Genomic DNA, 14,439 nt, shown 5'->3' with positions numbered 1-14,439 from the left:
TACAGAAATTTCGAAATCGCCGGCACTTTGTCGACTGCCGCGCCACATATAGAACACAATCTGGGCCCGCTTGCGCCGCGATGGGAAGCATGTCGGCGGCACTGCAATGCCGGCACGTTTGCGGTGCATCACATGAGCGGCGGCGCCCTATGGCAAGCGCGGCCTTTCGGAAGAAACCACCCCTGCCTCGGAAATTTCTGGTTTCGTAAGGCGCAAAGGCTTAGCACAATGATGTGCCCGCTCGCGCGGAAAACGCGATGTTTGCAACGGAGTACAGCTTGACCACAATCCTGATCGTCGATGACCACCCGCCCGTGCGCGCCGTACTCAAGACGCACTTTTCCCAGGTGCTGGGCATCACCCACGTGCTCGAGGCGGACAATGGCCAGGCGGCCATCGAGATCGTGCGGCAATACATGCCGGACGTGGTCATCCTGGATCTGGATATTCCCAAGATCAACGGGCTGGACGTGATTCCGCGCCTCAAGGCCAGCCATCCCACGGTGCGCATCCTGGTGATCTCTGGCCAGGACCAGAACGCCTTCGCGCCCCGCGCGCGCCATGCCGGCGCCCATGGCTTTGTCAGCAAGACGCAGGAGCTGGCCGAAATCGTGCGGTGCACGGAGTCGGTGCTGGCGGGCTATACGGTGATGCCGGAGATCGACCACGGCAAATCCGGGCTGGCCGACGAAGCCGAGCGCCTGGCCTCGCTGTCGGACAAGGAACTGGTGGTCATGCAGATGCTGGCCAAGGGCATGTCGAACAAGGAGATCGGACAGGTCCTGTTTATTTCCAACAAGACCGTCAGCACGCACAAGACCCGGGTGATGGAAAAACTGGGTGCGAAATCGATTGTCGATGTCATCGATTTTGCGCGGCGCCACCATATTGCGGTGGGATAGCGTGGACGCGGCTGAAGCGCAGTCCGGCCCCCGGGCCCTGTTACTGGCATCGTCCGGGGATTCAGGCTGGCTGGCGGATGCCGCCCGGACCCTGCGTGACCTCGGCTTTGTGGTGCGGATCGACGTGGGCGCGCCGCAGGCGGATATGGCCGCCGATGTCGAACTGGTGATGGCGAGTGCCGCTGCCGGCGTGCCTGCCTCGCTGATGCACACGTGGCGCATTCGCGGCGCGATTTGCGCCGTGGTGTTGCCGCCGTGCGCGGTGCCGGTGGCTGGCGCGGACGCCGACGTGGCCACTCTGCCCGCGCCGGTCACCGAAGCGACGTTGCTCGCCATGCTGGCCGGTCAGCACTACGTGGCGCTGTCCGCGCGCGAGGCCGCCGGCATCGCCGGGGCCATTGCCGCGCAGACCTTCGGCAATCCGGCATTCGCCAGGGAACTGCTGCAGGCGCTGGTGACCTCGACCCGCGACGACCTGGCGCAACTGCGCCGGGCCGGGCCCGACCTGGAGACCGTCCGGGGCGTCGCGCACCGGCTCAAGGCCTCCGCCCACTATGTCGGCTGCCATGCGCTGCGGCTGACGGCGCAGCGGCTCGAGCATGCCGCCCGCGACGGCGATGCGGGCACGGCCGCGGCGCTGGCGGCGATCGTGGTGCCAACGGCGGCACGGCTGCTCGCGCTGCTGGCCAGCCTGCCGTCGGCAAAGCATTCCGATAACCCTTCGCAAAAATAGCACAGCGGGAATACACCGAATTGGCGCGATCCCGGCGCTTGATTATTCTGGTGCCTTGAATGGAAACAGGGCGTGCTTTATTGATTATCGGGAATAAATCCCGACGATTTATTTTGTTCGGGACTGGTTGAATGCCGGATGCGAGCTGGCCTTTGCCGGCAGCGGCTTCTGGCATTTACGGGAAGGAGGGCAGGGATGGCCCATATCATGGCGTCAATGCCGGATTCGGCGGTCTATTTCCACCTGGCGGCGGTGGCGCTGCTGTTGCTGGGACTGGCCGCGTTCCGCGCGGTCGCTTATGTCATGGCATCGCCGCAGGGGCGCCCGGCACGCGCGCGGCGCATGCTGCTGGTCAGCGCCGGCCGGGTGCTGGCGGTCGGAGCGATCTGGACCGCCATCGTCTACGGCCACGGCGTTACCGAGCGCGCCGGTGCGCACAACTGCCGCCGCGTGCCGGCCGTCGATGCCGCGGCCCGCTATGCCGCCGAATACTGCTACCTGGGCGGCGAGCGCATCTTGCTGCGGATCTACGGTGCCGAACGCGACCGGGTGCTGGCCCATCGCACCTTTACCAGTACCGGGCCGGTGCGGCTCAGTTGGGACGGGCAGGCCGTGGTGTTCGACGCGACTGCGCCGGGCCGCAAGGGTCGGCTGGCATTGCCGCCCGCGCTGCATGACCGGCTGCTGGCGTGGCTGCCTTGAGCGCGCAGGTCCGCACGCTAGCGCGGCTGGGCCAGCATCCGGGCCAGCACAGCGTCCAGGCCGTCGGGCCGCGGCAACTGCGCGATCAGCCAGCGCACGGCCTCGGACAGTTGCTGCGCATCGTAGTCGGGCGCGAAGCTGTGCAAGGTGGCGCCGTGCAGGAAACAGCGCAGCGCCAGCCATTCCGGCTGGGGCGGTGCGTCCGGCGGCTGGCCGAACAGCCGCTGCGGCACCGACGCCAGCGGTTCATGCACGGCGCGGGCGAGGCGGATGTCGCCGCGCGTTGCCATCCACACCTCCAGGATCGCCAGCGAGGCATGCCGTTGCGGCCGGTTTGCCAGCGCATGCAGCATCAGGTGCATGCGTAGTGACGGGCCCAGCGGCCCGAGCGCTGCCAGACGGTCGGCTTCGCGCTCCAGCAGCGACTCCAGCATGGCGGGCAGCAGGTCGTAGCGCCCTTCCGGAAAGTGGTGGCGCAGCGAGCCGCGGCTGGTGCCCGCCAGCTCGCACACGCGCGCTTCGGAAAAGGCCGCGTAGCCCTGCTCGATGAGCAGGGTCGCGGCGGCGTCGATCAGGGACTGGCGGGTACTGGCGCTGCGTTCGGCTTGGCTGGGCATGGCCCGGATTGTAGCAATGGCGCCGGGGCGGCTTGCCGTGCCCGCGTACCGCATTTCGATCAGGCCTGAGAAGGCAGACCCGTGCGCTGCAGTTCCGGTGGTGCGCGGACGCTTCAGTGCGGCGCGGCCGCCGGAATGTCGGCACTGCAGCTCGGCGCCGTCTCGTCATGCGTATGCGGGGCGAGGGCGCCGGGGATGCGGGGGGTGTCGAGGCCCTTGGCGCGCAGCCACTCGGCCGTGGTGGCGGCGGCGCGGTCGATCAGCTCGCCGCAGCGGGAGTAGTCGTAGGGCGAGATGTCGAGCGGGCACAGCGGCGGCACCACGCTGATCTGCGCCTGATTGGCGAAGTGTTGCAGGTCGTGCACCAGCTGGCGCGCCACCAGCAGCGAGAGCGCGTTGAATGCATGCTCCAGCGCGCCGCGCGGAGGACGGCGCTCGGCGCAGGTAAAGCCCGCCGGCAGCACGATCACGCGGGTGGCGCCCAGGCCGATCGCGGTCGACACCGGCGTATTGTTGGCCACGCCGCCGTCGATCAGGATGCGGCCCGCCAACTGCACCGGCGGGAACACGCCGGGAATGGCGGCGCTGGCCAGTACTGCGTCGACGATGTTGCCGCTCGACAGCACTACCTCGTCACCGCTGTGCATGTCGGTCGCCACCACGTGCAGCGGCAGTTCGGCGGCCTCCAGGTTGCGCGGCCCGAAATGCCGCGCCAGCAGGCTGCGCAAACCTGTTGCTTCGACCAGATGGCCGCGGCCGCCGCCGAACATGTTCCAGACACTGCGCCAGCTCCACGGCAGGATGTCGGTGCGCCGGATTGCGCGCCACAGCGCGTCGAGCCGCTGCGCGCCTTCCACGCCCGGGTTGCAGGCAAAGTAGGCGCCGTTGATGGCCCCGGCCGACGCGCCGATCACGATATCAGGCGTCACGCCCCAGGCCGCAAGTTCACGCAGCATCCCCACCTGGATCGCACCCAGGCTTCCGCCGCCGGCGAATACAAAGGCTGTCTTGTCCATGGCTGCGGCGCTCTCCCCTGGCTTGTCGGCGTCCTGTGCAAAACAGGATAGGCGACGTACGGGCCATCCGACAGTTCCGCCTGCCACCGCGGCGAGTGCGATCTTTTGCTCGATAGTGCAATTAACCGCCATGAGTTTACCCCGCCCGTTGGCCTGGGCCAGCAAGGGTGGGTCGGCGTTTTCAGCGGGGTGGTGGTGCCGGGAATCAGCCGAGAAACTCGTCGGCCGAGATGCCGAGCTGCGCGGCCATGTGTTCGACCAGGCCTTGCAGCCTGGCCACTTTCTCGCTCAGGGCCTGCTGCTCGGCGCGCAGCTGTTCCAGTTCGGCCGACGGTGCGGCGTCGCCGTCGGTGCCACGCCCGCCGTCTTCTGCGGCCGCGGCGGCGCTGGCTTCGCCGCTCAGCAGATGCATCCAGCGGTTTTCACGGGCGCCGGGGGCGCGCGGCAGGCGTACCACGCGCGGCGGCGTCTGGGTGGCCAGCTCGTCGAGAAATGCCTCGACCGAGGAGATGTCGGCAAAGCTGTGCAGGCGCGCGGTATTCAGGCGCAGTTCCGCGGCCGTCTGCGGGCCGCGCAGCAGCAGCATCGCCAGCAGCGCGACCGACTGGCTCGGCACGCCGAGCGCGCGCTGCATGTTGTGCTCGAAGCGCGGCACGCGGCTGCTGCTGCCTTCGAACACCAGGCTCAGGCCCTTGAGGCCGTCGATGGCCTCCAGGATCTCGGCCTCGCTGACATTCATCACCGGCGCGCGCGCAGTCTTCTGGTTGCAGCCGGAAGCCAGCGCGTTGAGCGACAGCGGGTAGGTATCGGGTACGGTGTGCTGCTTTTCGACCAGCACGCCAAGCACGCGTCCTTCGACGGGCGTGAGGGCGCGCAATGCCGGGCGCGCGGGACGGTCGTTGGACGGGGTCGGATCGGATTCAGGGGTGGATTGCATCAAGGCTTGATTTTGCTGACGGTGACGGCGCGGTCTGGGGTGCCGGAGCGCCGAGGCGACCATTCAATCCCAAGCCGGCGCAATGCGCAACTGTTCGCGCCCCCGTCTCGCATTCCCCGCCGCGCCGTCTACTATCGATAAGCCGCGCCGCGGCAGCCGGGATATGCGCGATCCGGCAGGTACCGATGTCATCAGGGGGCAGTATGGCGAACTTGCAGTCGGAGGCAGTGGCGGCCGAAACGGAGCCGGGCGCGGAGGCCGGTGGCGGCCTGGAGGCACCGTACTCCACGCTGGAATCACGCTGGCACCAGATGTTCCCGCAACTCACCGCCGACGAGATGGCGCGCGTGCGGCGTTTCGGCACGCCGCAGAGCTGGCATGCGGGCGAGAAGCTGTTTGCCATCGGCCAGTCCGGGCGCGGCATGTACCTGGTCACCAGCGGCCGCGTGCGCGTGATGCGGCGCGACGGCCTGGGACGCGAACACCAGATCACCGAGCAGGGCGCCGGGCACTTCCTGGCCGAGGTCGGCACCCTGGCCGGCCGCCCCGCGCTGGTCGACGGCGTCGCCGTCACCGAGACCCACGGCTACGTGATCATGCCAGACCGGCTGCGTGCGCTGCTGGTGGCCGAGGCCGAACTGGGCGAGCGCATCATGCGCGCGCTGATCCTGCGCCGCGTGGGGCTGATCGAGTTCGGCAGCGGCCCGGTGCTGGTGGGCCACGGCACCGAGCCGCGGCTGCTGGCGCTGCAGGCCTTCCTGCGGCGCAACGGCTACCCGCATACCGTCATCGATATCGACGCCGACCGCGACTGCTCCTTATTGCTCGACTACGCCAACGCGCCCGCGAGCGACTTTCCGCTGGTGATCTGCGCCGACGGCCGCGTGCTGCGCGCCCCGGACGAGGGACAACTGGCGTCGTGCCTCGGCCTGCTGCCGGAGTTCGATCCGGACCACGTCTATGACGTGGTGGTGGTCGGCGCCGGGCCTGCAGGGCTGGCGACGGCGGTCTATGCCGCCTCCGAAGGCCTGTCGGTGGCGGTGATCGATTGCCGCTCGCCGGGCGGGCAGGCGGGCGCGAGCGCGCGCATCGAGAACTACCTGGGCTTCCCGACCGGCATCTCCGGGCAGGCGCTGGCCGGGCGCGCGTTCGTGCAGGCGCTCAAGTTTGGCACGCACATCGCGATTCCGCTGGAGGTGAAGGCACTGCACTGCGGCGACGACCCGATCCGGCTGGAGCTGGCCGACGGGCGCATGGTGCCGACCCATACCGTGGTGATCGCCACCGGCGCGCAGTACCGCCGCCCCGGCATCGCGGCGCTCGAGCATTTTGAAGGCCGCGGGGTCTACTACTGGGCTTCGCCGGTGGAAGCCAAGCTGTGCAAGAACGAGCCGGCAATGCTCGTGGGCGGCGGCAACTCGGCCGGGCAGGCGGCGGTGTTCCTGGCCTCGCACGCGGCGCACGTGCATATGCTGGTGCGCGGCCCGGGGCTGGCGGCGACCATGTCGCGCTACCTGATCGACCGCATCGCCGCGCTGCCGAACATCACGCTGCATACACACGCCCAGATCAGTGCGCTGGACGGCGACGGATGGCTCAGCGCGGTGCGCTACGAATGCCGCGCCGAGCATCCCGCGCCGGTCACCATGGCGGTGCGCCACCTGTTCCTGTTCATCGGCGCCGACCCCAATGCGGCGTGGCTGCGCACCTGCCATGTCGAGGTCGATGACAAGGGCTTCGTGCGCACCGGCGGCGGCGCGCTGGGCTGCGCGTCGGCGGTGCCGTATCCGCTGCAGACCAGCGTGCCAGGGGTGTTTGCCATCGGCGACGTGCGCGCGGGATCGACCAAGCGCGTTGCCGCCGCGGTCGGCGAAGGCGCGGCGGTGGTGGCGCAGATCCACGACTACCTGGCGAAGATCCAGGCGCCCGTTTTGCGCTGATCGGCGCGCGGCTTCAGCCCTGCGCCTCGCGCTCCAGCAGTTCGCGCTTGCGCGCCACGCCCCAGCGATAGCCCGACAGGTCGCCGTCGCTGCGCACCACGCGATGGCAGGGAATCGCCACCGCCAGGTGGTTGGCCGCGCAGGCCTGCGCCACCGCGCGCACCGCGCGCGGCGCGCCGATGCGGGCCGCGATCTCGGCGTAGCTGGCGGTGCTGCCCGCCGGGATCTCCCGCAAGGCTTGCCACACGCGCTGCTGGAACGCGGTGCCGCGCACGTCGAGCGGCAGCGCCAGGCCGATCGAGGGCGCTTCGATCAGCCCCACCACCTGCGCCACCAGCTGCTCGAACTGCGCGTCGCCGCCGATCAGGTTGGCGCGCGGGAAGCGGTCCTGCAGGTCTTGCAGCAGCGCTTGCGGATCGTCGCCCAGCAGGATCGCGCAGACGCCGCGCTGGCTCTGCGCCACCAGGATCGCGCCCAGCGAGCATTGGCCGACGGCAAAACGGATATCGATGTCGGCGCCGCCGGCACGGTAGCGCGACGGCGTCATGCCGAGCACGGCATCGGCGGTCTCGTAGAAGCGGCTGTTGGAGCCGTACCCGGCGTCGTAGATCGCTTCGGTCACGGAGTCGCTGGTTTCCAGCTGTTCGCGCAGTTTCCTGGCCCGATGCGCGGCGGCGTACGCGCGCGGGGTCAGGCCGGTGGCGCGCTTGAACAGGCGGTGGAAGTGGTAGGGGCTGACGCCCGCGGCGCTGGCCAGCTCAGGAAGCGTGGGCACGGCGTCGGCGGCCTCGATGCGGCGACAGGCGTCGGCCACCATGGCCGCGTGCCGTTCAGCCAGCGCGGGCGGCGCGGCACGGCGGCTGGGCCGGTAGCCGGCGGCTTCGGCCGCGGCGGCGTTGTCGAAGAACTCGACATTGGCCGGTTGCGGCAGGCGCGACGGGCTGCTCGGCAGGCAATACACGCCGGTGGTCCTGACCGCATAGACGAAGTCGCCGTCGGCGCCGGGGTCGCGCGCCAGCACGCGCGCCCAGCGCGGATCCTGTTCGACCAGGTTGGCGTCGGCTGCTTGTGCCGAACGGCGGATGGATCGGGTCATGGCATGCCTCACGCAGCGTCGTGGAAGATGATGCCGAGCATGTAGCGCTGTCCGGCATGCAGCCGGCTGACGCCGTGCCGCAGGTTGACGCGATAGCTGCCGCGGCTGCCCTGCACCGGCCGCTGGCTGACCGCGAACACCACGGCATCGCCCTGGCGCAGCGTCACCACCTCGGCGCGCGACTGCATGCGCGGGCGCTGCTCGGTCAGCACGAACTCGCCGCCGGTGAAGTCGCGGCCGGGCTCGGACAGCAGCACCGCGACCTGCAGCGGGAACACGTGCTCGCCGTACAGGTCCTGGTGCAGGCAGTTGTAGTCGCCCGGGCCGTAGCGCAGCAGCAAGGGCGTCGGCCGCGACTGGCCGGCGTGGTGGCAGCGGGCGATGAAGTCCCGGTGCGCGGCGGGATAACGGACGTCGATGCCCATGGCGGCATTCCAGCGGTTGGCTACCGGCGCCAGATGCGGGTAGAGCGCCGTGCGCAGTCCGGCGACCAGAGCGGGCAGGGGATAGCGGAAGTACTTGTATTCGCCCTGGCCGAAGCCGTGCCGGCGCATCTCGATGCGCGAGCGGTACAGCGCGTCGTTGCCATAGCCGGCGGCCAGCGCATCGCACTCGTCGGCCGACAGCAGGCCGGGGATGGCGGCACAGCCGTAGTCATCGAGCTCGCGCGCGACCGCGGCCCAGTCGATGCCGTCGACCCGAGTCGCCACATCCGCCTCATGTCGCCGGGCGAAAGCGGTGCCACGTGCCGGCGGTATCGGACGGCGCGGCCCGGCGACCGCTGCTTCGCGCTGCTGGATCTGGCTGGTGCCCACTGCAAATCTCCTGTCCTGTGCTTGCATGGTGCCAACTTTAGGCCGGGTCCGTGCGCGGTGCACTCCGGGTCTTGCTTTTGAATTCTTCCTACATCGTGCCTTGACAAGACAGATCTGTCTACCAATAATGAGACAGACCTGTATCACCTCGTCTTTTACCAGGGAGCTTTCATGTCAACACCCGTTGAAACCCGTCCGCCGCTGCCTCCGTTCACCCGTGAAACCGCCATCGTCAAGGTCCGCGCCGCCGAGGACGGCTGGAACAGCCGCGACCCGCAACGCGTGTCGCTGGCCTATACCGTCGACAGCGCCTGGCGCAATCGCGCCGAGTTCGTCAACGGCCGCACCGATATCGTCGCGTTCCTGCAGCGCAAATGGCAGAAGGAGCTCGATTACCGCCTGATCAAGGAGCTATGGGTGCACGAAGAGAACCGCATCGCCGTGCGCTTTGCCTATGAATGGCACGACGATTCCGGCAACTGGTACCGCTCATACGGCAACGAGAACTGGGAATTCGACGAGGCGGGGTTGATGCGCAAGCGCTTTGCCTGCATCAACGATGCGCCGATCCAGGCGGCGGAGCGCAAGTTCCACTGGCCGCTGGGCCGGCGCCCGGACGGGCATCCGGGCTTGAGCGAACTGGGCTTGTGATGGGTGTTGGCGCCTCTCCCGGGGGCGGGAGAGGTGACGCAACAAAAGGCCGGCTTACTGCATCTTGTCCAGGTTGCCGATCCGCACCAGCATCTCGGTAAACATTTGCATATCGAGATTGAGGTCGGCCACTTCCTTGTATTCGCGCGCATTGTGCGCGGTGTACTTCTTGCCCGGCATGGCCGGTCCGAAGTTGATGGCGTTGGGCATCAGCTTGGCGGTGGTGCTGCCGGCGGTGGAGACCGGCTTGGCTTCGAGCCCGGTGGTGTCGCCGAAGATGTTCAGCAGTGTCGACAACCACGCGCCCTTCGGATCGCGCGCCATCCAGTTGCCCTGGTCGTACTTGATCTCGACCGGCCCATGGGTGGCGGCCCAGGCGAAAATGCGCTTGGTGATCTTGCCGCCCAGCTCGTCCGGGGTGCGTCCGCGCGGCATGCGCACGTTGGTGACCACATCGACATATTCGCCGCGCTCGCGCACCAGCGTGGGCGACATGGTCAGCGGGCCCATGAACGGATCGCGGTAGGCCACGTCCATGCGGTTACCCAGGAAGTCCAGGCCATACAGGTCGTTCAGGTAGCGCACCGCGTTCAGGTAGTGGTTTTCGGCGAAGCGCACGCCGCTGGCCTGCAGGAACAGCGCCAGCCGCGGCAGCGGGTTCACGCCTTCTTCCGGCCGCGAGCCGTGCGCCGAGGCGCCGGTGACCTTGACCTCGACATCGTTGCCGGTGTGCTTGACCTCGATCGAGAACTTGCCGCGCGGCGTGTAGCGGCGCAGGAAATCCGCGCGCGCCTGTTCCAGCGCTGTGGCCACCGCGGCGGGATCGCCGCCGGCGATGCGCGCGGTCGCGGTCTCGGGAATGGCGTTGGCCGAGGCCGCGCCGCGCATCGCGACTATCGCCGGGCCCTTGCTGTCGGCCTGGCTGGGCGCGCGCTTGTCGTCGGCCGCCTTGATGCCGAACGAGACGGTCAGCGTGCCTGCGCCTTTCTCTGCCACCACGGCCGGATACTTGCTGTCGAGCACGACGTTGTACTCGGGCAGCGTGGTGTGCTGGCGGTAGTACTTCATGCCGTCGCCACCGGTTTCCTCGGTGGTCTCGATCATCAGCCGGATGCTGCGCTCGAGCGGCACGCCGCTTTCCTTGACGGTCTTCATCGCGTACAGCACCGCGGCGATCGAGCCCTTGTCGTCGATGGTGCCGCGCCCGTACAGCAGGTCGCCGATACGCGTCATGCGGAACGGGTCGAGTTTGGTGCCGTCATCCAGCACCCATTCCTCGGCCACCGCCGGCACCACGTCGGCGTGCGTCAGGATGCCGAAGGTGTCCTTGCCGCCGCCGGGCAGGGTGACCTCGAACACGCGGTTGTCGACATTGCGATAGGCCAGTCCGAACTCGCGCGCCATGCCTTCGATCATCTTGCCGAACTCGATGATGGCGGGATTCTCGTGCTGGGCGATCTTCTCCTCGCGCACGGTGCGCAGCGCCACCATCCTGCCGAGCACGTCGATGGCGGCGGCCTCGTTGCGCAGCCGGTTGTAGACCCCGAGCAGCCGGGCGACATTGACCAGGTTGTCGCCCGACAGCGGCGCTTTCGACTGCCATGCCGCCACCGCGGGCGCGACCATCGGCTCGGCCTTGGCCGCCGCCGCCATGAACGCCGGCAGGTCGGCCTGGGCCGCCTTGGCCGCGGCCGGGCTGTTTGCGGTCAGCGCGTCCAGCGCGGGCTTCTTCAGCGTCTGGGCGTGCGCGGGAAGGGCCAGCGCCAGCGACAGCGCGAGCAGGGATGCCCACCGATGGCGGTACGGCAGGCGGCAAGGTTGGGTCATTGCGAGGCAGGGAATCAGGGGAGATGCCGCATGATAGGGCACTTCCCGGGTGTTTCTTGAAAAAATATGCCTTTTCGTCCGCGCGGACTGGGCAGCTTCCGAGCCGATAGGCAGTGCCTATGCTGCAATCATAGTCTTTGGCAATCATCGTCGTTGAAACGATGAATTGTACAAATCACTTCCCGCTCTACAGAATGGGGCCTTCGCTGCAACCCGCAGCCGAACCAACCCGATCCAGAACCAGGAGTGAACTGATGCTGCAATCCCGCGAAGGCCAACGCGTTCCCAATGTCGCTTTCCGTGTGCGTGAAGACAACGAGTGGAAGACCGTCACCACCGGCGAGCTGTTCGACGGCAAGACCGTGGTGGTGTTCTCGCTGCCGGGCGCCTTTACCCCGACCTGTTCGTCGACCCACCTGCCGCGCTACAACGAGCTGGCGCCGGTTTTTGCCAAGCATGGCGTCGACGAGATCCTGTGCGTGTCGGTGAACGACACCTTCGTGATGAACGAATGGGCCAAGGACCAGGAGTCCGCAAACATCACCATGATTCCCGACGGCAACGGTGAATTTACCGAAGGCATGGGCATGCTGGTGGACAAGGCCGACCTGGGCTTCGGCAAGCGCAGCTGGCGCTATGCGATGCTGGTCAAGGACGGCGTGGTGCAGAAGATGTTCATCGAGCCGGAAGAGCCGGGCGACCCGTTCAAGGTGTCCGATGCCGACACCATGCTGGCCTATATTGCCCCCGGCGCGCGCAAGCCTGACCAGGTGGTGGTGTTCTCCAAGGTCGGTTGCTCGTTCTGCGCCAAGGCCAAGCAGCTGCTCGACGACAACGGCTTCGACTACATCGACGTGCCGCTCGACAACAAGGTGCGCGGCAAGGTGCTGGGCGCCGTGTCGGGCGAGATGACCGCGCCGCAGGTCTTTATCAACGGCAAGCTGATCGGTGGCGCCGAAGCGCTGCAGCAGTACCTGGCCGCCTGATCCGCAATCAGCGGATTCCCATTCCTGCCCCGAGCCACGGGGCCGGCAGTCGCCGGACCCGATGGCGCCGCCTTGCCCGAACCGCGCCGGGCAGCGCCATCCAGCCCGCTGATTGACCCAGCCTGACGCTTCAAAACACAAAGGAACCACCGCCATGACCACTATCCAGACCGACGTCGCCGTGATCGGCGCAGGCACCGCCGGCCTTGCCGCCTACCGCGCCGCGATTGCGGCGGGCAAGCGCGCCGTGATCATCGAAGGCGGCCCCTACGGCACCACCTGTGCCCGCGTGGGTTGCATGCCCTCCAAGCTGCTGATCGCCGCCGCCGAGGCCGCGCATGAACTGCGCCACACCGCGCCGTTCGGCGTGCATGTCGACGGCCAGGTCCGCATCGACGGGCGTGAGGTGATGGCACGCGTGCGCAGCGAGCGCGACCGCTTTGTCGGCTTCGTGGTGCGCGGCGTGGAGAACATCGCGCCGGCCGACCGCATTCGCGGCTATGCGCGCTTTATCGATACCACCACGCTCGAAGTGGACGGGCACACCACCGTGCGCGCCAGCCGCGTGGTCATCGCCACCGGCTCCACGCCGGTGCTGCCGGCGCCGTTCAAGGTGTTCGGCGACCGCCTGATCGTCAATGACGATGTGTTCTCGTGGCAGGACCTGCCCGGCAGCGTGGTGGTGTTCGGTCCCGGCGTGATCGGGCTGGAGCTGGGCCAGGCGCTGTCGCGGCTGGGGGTGCGGGTGCGCGTGTTCGGCGTCAGCGGCTCGCTGGGGCCGCTGACCGACCCGGTGATCCGTGCCGACGCGGCGCGCACCTTCAACCAGGAGTTCTATCTCGATCCCGACGCGCAGGTGACCGACATGGGCCGCGACGGCGACCAGGTGGTGGTGACCTACCTCGACCGCGAAGGCCGCAGCGTGACCGAGCGCTTCGACTACGCGCTGGCAGCCACCGGCCGCGCCCCCAATGTGCGCGGCCTGGCGCTGGAGAACACCGGCCTGGCGCTGGATCCGCGCGGCGTGCCGCTGTTCGACGCGCACACGCTGCAGTGCGGCGACGCGCCGGTCTTCATTGCCGGCGACGCCAACAACATCCTGCCGCTGCTGCACGAGGCCGCGGACGAGGGCAAGGCCGCCGGCGAGAACGCCGCCAGCTATCCGCAGGTGAAGCCGCTGGCGCGCCGCGCGCCGATCGCGGTGGTGTTCACGGACCCGCAGATCGCAATGGTCGGCCAGCGCTACGCCGAGCTGGCGGCGCGCGGCGAGGACAGCTTCGTCACCGGTGAGGTCAGCTTCGAAGACCAGGGCCGCAGCCGCGTCATGCTGAAGAACCGGGGGCTGATGCACGTCTATGCCGACAAGACCACCGGCCGCTTCCTGGGCGCCGAATGGACCGGCCCGCGCGCCGAGAATATCGCCCACCTGCTGGCATGGTCGTACCAGCAGGGGCTGACCATCGCGCAGATGCTGACGATGCCGTTCTACCACCCGGTGGTGGAAGAAGGCCTGCGCACCGCGCTGCGCGATGCCGCGGCCAAACTGGAAGGCTGATGCGTCGTGATTGCTAGACAGGTCTGTCTGTCATAGTATCGAAGCAGACCCGGGGCGGCGCGTTGCGCTGCCCCGGGCGAATTCCTGTTCTCGCTGAACCGCTTGCATCACATGGCCACCCCTTCCGCCCGCGACCGCATCCTCGACACCGCCGCCCGCCTGTTCTACCAGGAGGGCTATCGCGCCACCGGCATCGACCGGATCATTGCCGAATCCGGCGTCGCCAAGATGTCGCTCTACCGGCATTTCGCCTCCAAGAACGCGCTGATCGCGGCGTTCCTGGCGCGCCGGCATGATGAATGGATGGGGTGGTTCCGCCAGGACGTGGAAGCCCGGCTCGCCGAGCGGCCCCGCCTGGACGTGATCGCCGACACGCTGGCCGACTGGTTCGCCCGCGACTTCCGCGGCTGCGCCTTCATCAACGTGGTGGCCGAGGCGGGCGGTGACGACCAGGCACACCAGCAGGCCGCAGCCCACAAGGCCGAGCTGGAGGCCTTCGTCGCCGACATCGCGGCGCGCCTGGGACTGCGCGAGCCACAGGCGGTGGCTGCGGAGGCGATGCTGTGCATCGAGGGCATGATCGTGCGCTATCAGATGCAGCCGGACAGCGCGGTGATCGAGGCGGGCAGGCGGTTGCTTGGCCGTTTGCAGGGCGAATGACG

The 14,439-nt window shown here is 68.3% G+C and carries 14 protein-coding genes; 8 read left to right on the top strand and 6 right to left on the bottom strand.

The genetic code is table 11. The features are described 5' to 3' along the window. Window positions 1–278: 278 nt before the first annotated feature. From A2G96_RS27325 to A2G96_RS27315, 3 genes are all read left to right on the top strand, one after another. Window positions 279–902, top strand: coding sequence for a response regulator transcription factor (locus tag A2G96_RS27325; protein ID WP_062804161.1), 624 nt, complete (start codon window positions 279–281; stop codon window positions 900–902). Then, window positions 859–1,635, top strand: coding sequence for an Hpt domain-containing protein (locus A2G96_RS27320; RefSeq protein WP_082819116.1), 777 nt, complete (start codon window positions 859–861; stop codon window positions 1,633–1,635). The genes A2G96_RS27325 and A2G96_RS27320 overlap by 44 nt, the downstream gene beginning before the upstream one ends. Window positions 1,636–1,830: 195 nt before the next feature. Next, window positions 1,831–2,337, top strand: a complete 507-nt coding sequence (locus A2G96_RS27315) for a hypothetical protein (protein ID WP_062803297.1) — start codon at window positions 1,831–1,833, stop codon at window positions 2,335–2,337. A gap of 17 nt (window positions 2,338–2,354) precedes the next feature. On the opposite strand, the gene A2G96_RS27310 is transcribed toward A2G96_RS27315, so the two are convergent. From A2G96_RS27310 to A2G96_RS27300, 3 genes are all read right to left on the bottom strand, one after another. Then, window positions 2,355–2,954: a TetR/AcrR family transcriptional regulator gene (locus A2G96_RS27310; protein WP_062803296.1), complete on the bottom strand. Its 600-nt coding sequence runs from the start codon at window positions 2,952–2,954 to the stop codon at window positions 2,355–2,357. Window positions 2,955–3,067: 113 nt separating this feature from the next. Beyond that, a complete protein-coding gene (locus A2G96_RS27305) occupies window positions 3,068–3,970 on the bottom strand; it encodes a patatin-like phospholipase family protein (protein ID WP_062803295.1) in 903 nt (300 codons plus the stop codon). A gap of 205 nt (window positions 3,971–4,175) precedes the next feature. Then, complete coding sequence (locus A2G96_RS27300; RefSeq protein ID WP_062803294.1) at window positions 4,176–4,907, bottom strand: YceH family protein; 732 nt, start codon at window positions 4,905–4,907, stop codon at window positions 4,176–4,178. Window positions 4,908–5,110: 203 nt separating this feature from the next. On the opposite strand from A2G96_RS27300, the gene A2G96_RS27295 reads away from it, so the two are divergent. Further along, window positions 5,111–6,847: an FAD-dependent oxidoreductase gene (locus tag A2G96_RS27295; RefSeq protein ID WP_062803293.1), complete on the top strand. Its 1,737-nt coding sequence runs from the start codon at window positions 5,111–5,113 to the stop codon at window positions 6,845–6,847. A 13-nt stretch (window positions 6,848–6,860) separates the two neighbouring features. Here the strand turns inward: A2G96_RS27295 and ada are convergent, their stop codons facing one another. Both ada and A2G96_RS27285 read right to left on the bottom strand, forming a co-directional pair. Then, a complete protein-coding gene (gene ada, locus A2G96_RS27290; RefSeq protein ID WP_150124268.1) occupies window positions 6,861–7,943 on the bottom strand; it encodes a bifunctional DNA-binding transcriptional regulator/O6-methylguanine-DNA methyltransferase Ada in 1,083 nt (360 codons plus the stop codon). 8 nt (window positions 7,944–7,951) lie between these two features. Then, window positions 7,952–8,758: a 2OG-Fe(II) oxygenase gene (locus tag A2G96_RS27285; RefSeq protein WP_150124267.1), complete on the bottom strand. Its 807-nt coding sequence runs from the start codon at window positions 8,756–8,758 to the stop codon at window positions 7,952–7,954. A 171-nt stretch (window positions 8,759–8,929) separates the two neighbouring features. Between A2G96_RS27285 and A2G96_RS27280 the strand changes: the two genes are divergently transcribed. Next, window positions 8,930–9,409 (top strand): nuclear transport factor 2 family protein, encoded by a 480-nt coding sequence (locus tag A2G96_RS27280; RefSeq protein WP_062803292.1) that lies wholly within the window; start codon window positions 8,930–8,932, stop codon window positions 9,407–9,409. A 54-nt stretch (window positions 9,410–9,463) separates the two neighbouring features. Here A2G96_RS27280 and A2G96_RS27275 read toward each other — a convergent pair whose 3' ends face one another. Then, a complete protein-coding gene (locus A2G96_RS27275) occupies window positions 9,464–11,236 on the bottom strand; it encodes a dipeptidase (RefSeq protein ID WP_062803291.1) in 1,773 nt (590 codons plus the stop codon). Window positions 11,237–11,490: 254 nt separating this feature from the next. Here A2G96_RS27275 and A2G96_RS27270 point away from each other — a divergent pair, with 254 nt between their 5' ends. From A2G96_RS27270 to A2G96_RS27260, 3 genes are all read left to right on the top strand, one after another. Continuing rightward, on the top strand, window positions 11,491–12,222 hold the full coding sequence (locus A2G96_RS27270; protein ID WP_062803290.1) for a glutathione peroxidase: 732 nt from the start codon (window positions 11,491–11,493) through the stop codon (window positions 12,220–12,222). Between the two features lie 154 nt (window positions 12,223–12,376). Then, entirely contained in the window at window positions 12,377–13,777 is a 1,401-nt protein-coding gene (locus tag A2G96_RS27265) for a dihydrolipoyl dehydrogenase (RefSeq protein ID WP_062803289.1), read from the top strand. A gap of 111 nt (window positions 13,778–13,888) precedes the next feature. Next, on the top strand, window positions 13,889–14,437 hold the full coding sequence (locus tag A2G96_RS27260; protein WP_062803288.1) for a TetR/AcrR family transcriptional regulator: 549 nt from the start codon (window positions 13,889–13,891) through the stop codon (window positions 14,435–14,437). Window positions 14,438–14,439: the final 2 nt, after the last annotated feature.

The sequence above is a fragment of the Cupriavidus nantongensis genome, assembly GCF_001598055.1.
In the GTDB taxonomy this organism is placed as follows: domain Bacteria; phylum Pseudomonadota; class Gammaproteobacteria; order Burkholderiales; family Burkholderiaceae; genus Cupriavidus; species Cupriavidus nantongensis.
The sequence above is the reverse complement of the archived record's forward strand: the minus strand, read 5'-3'. Positions and strand labels throughout refer to the sequence as shown.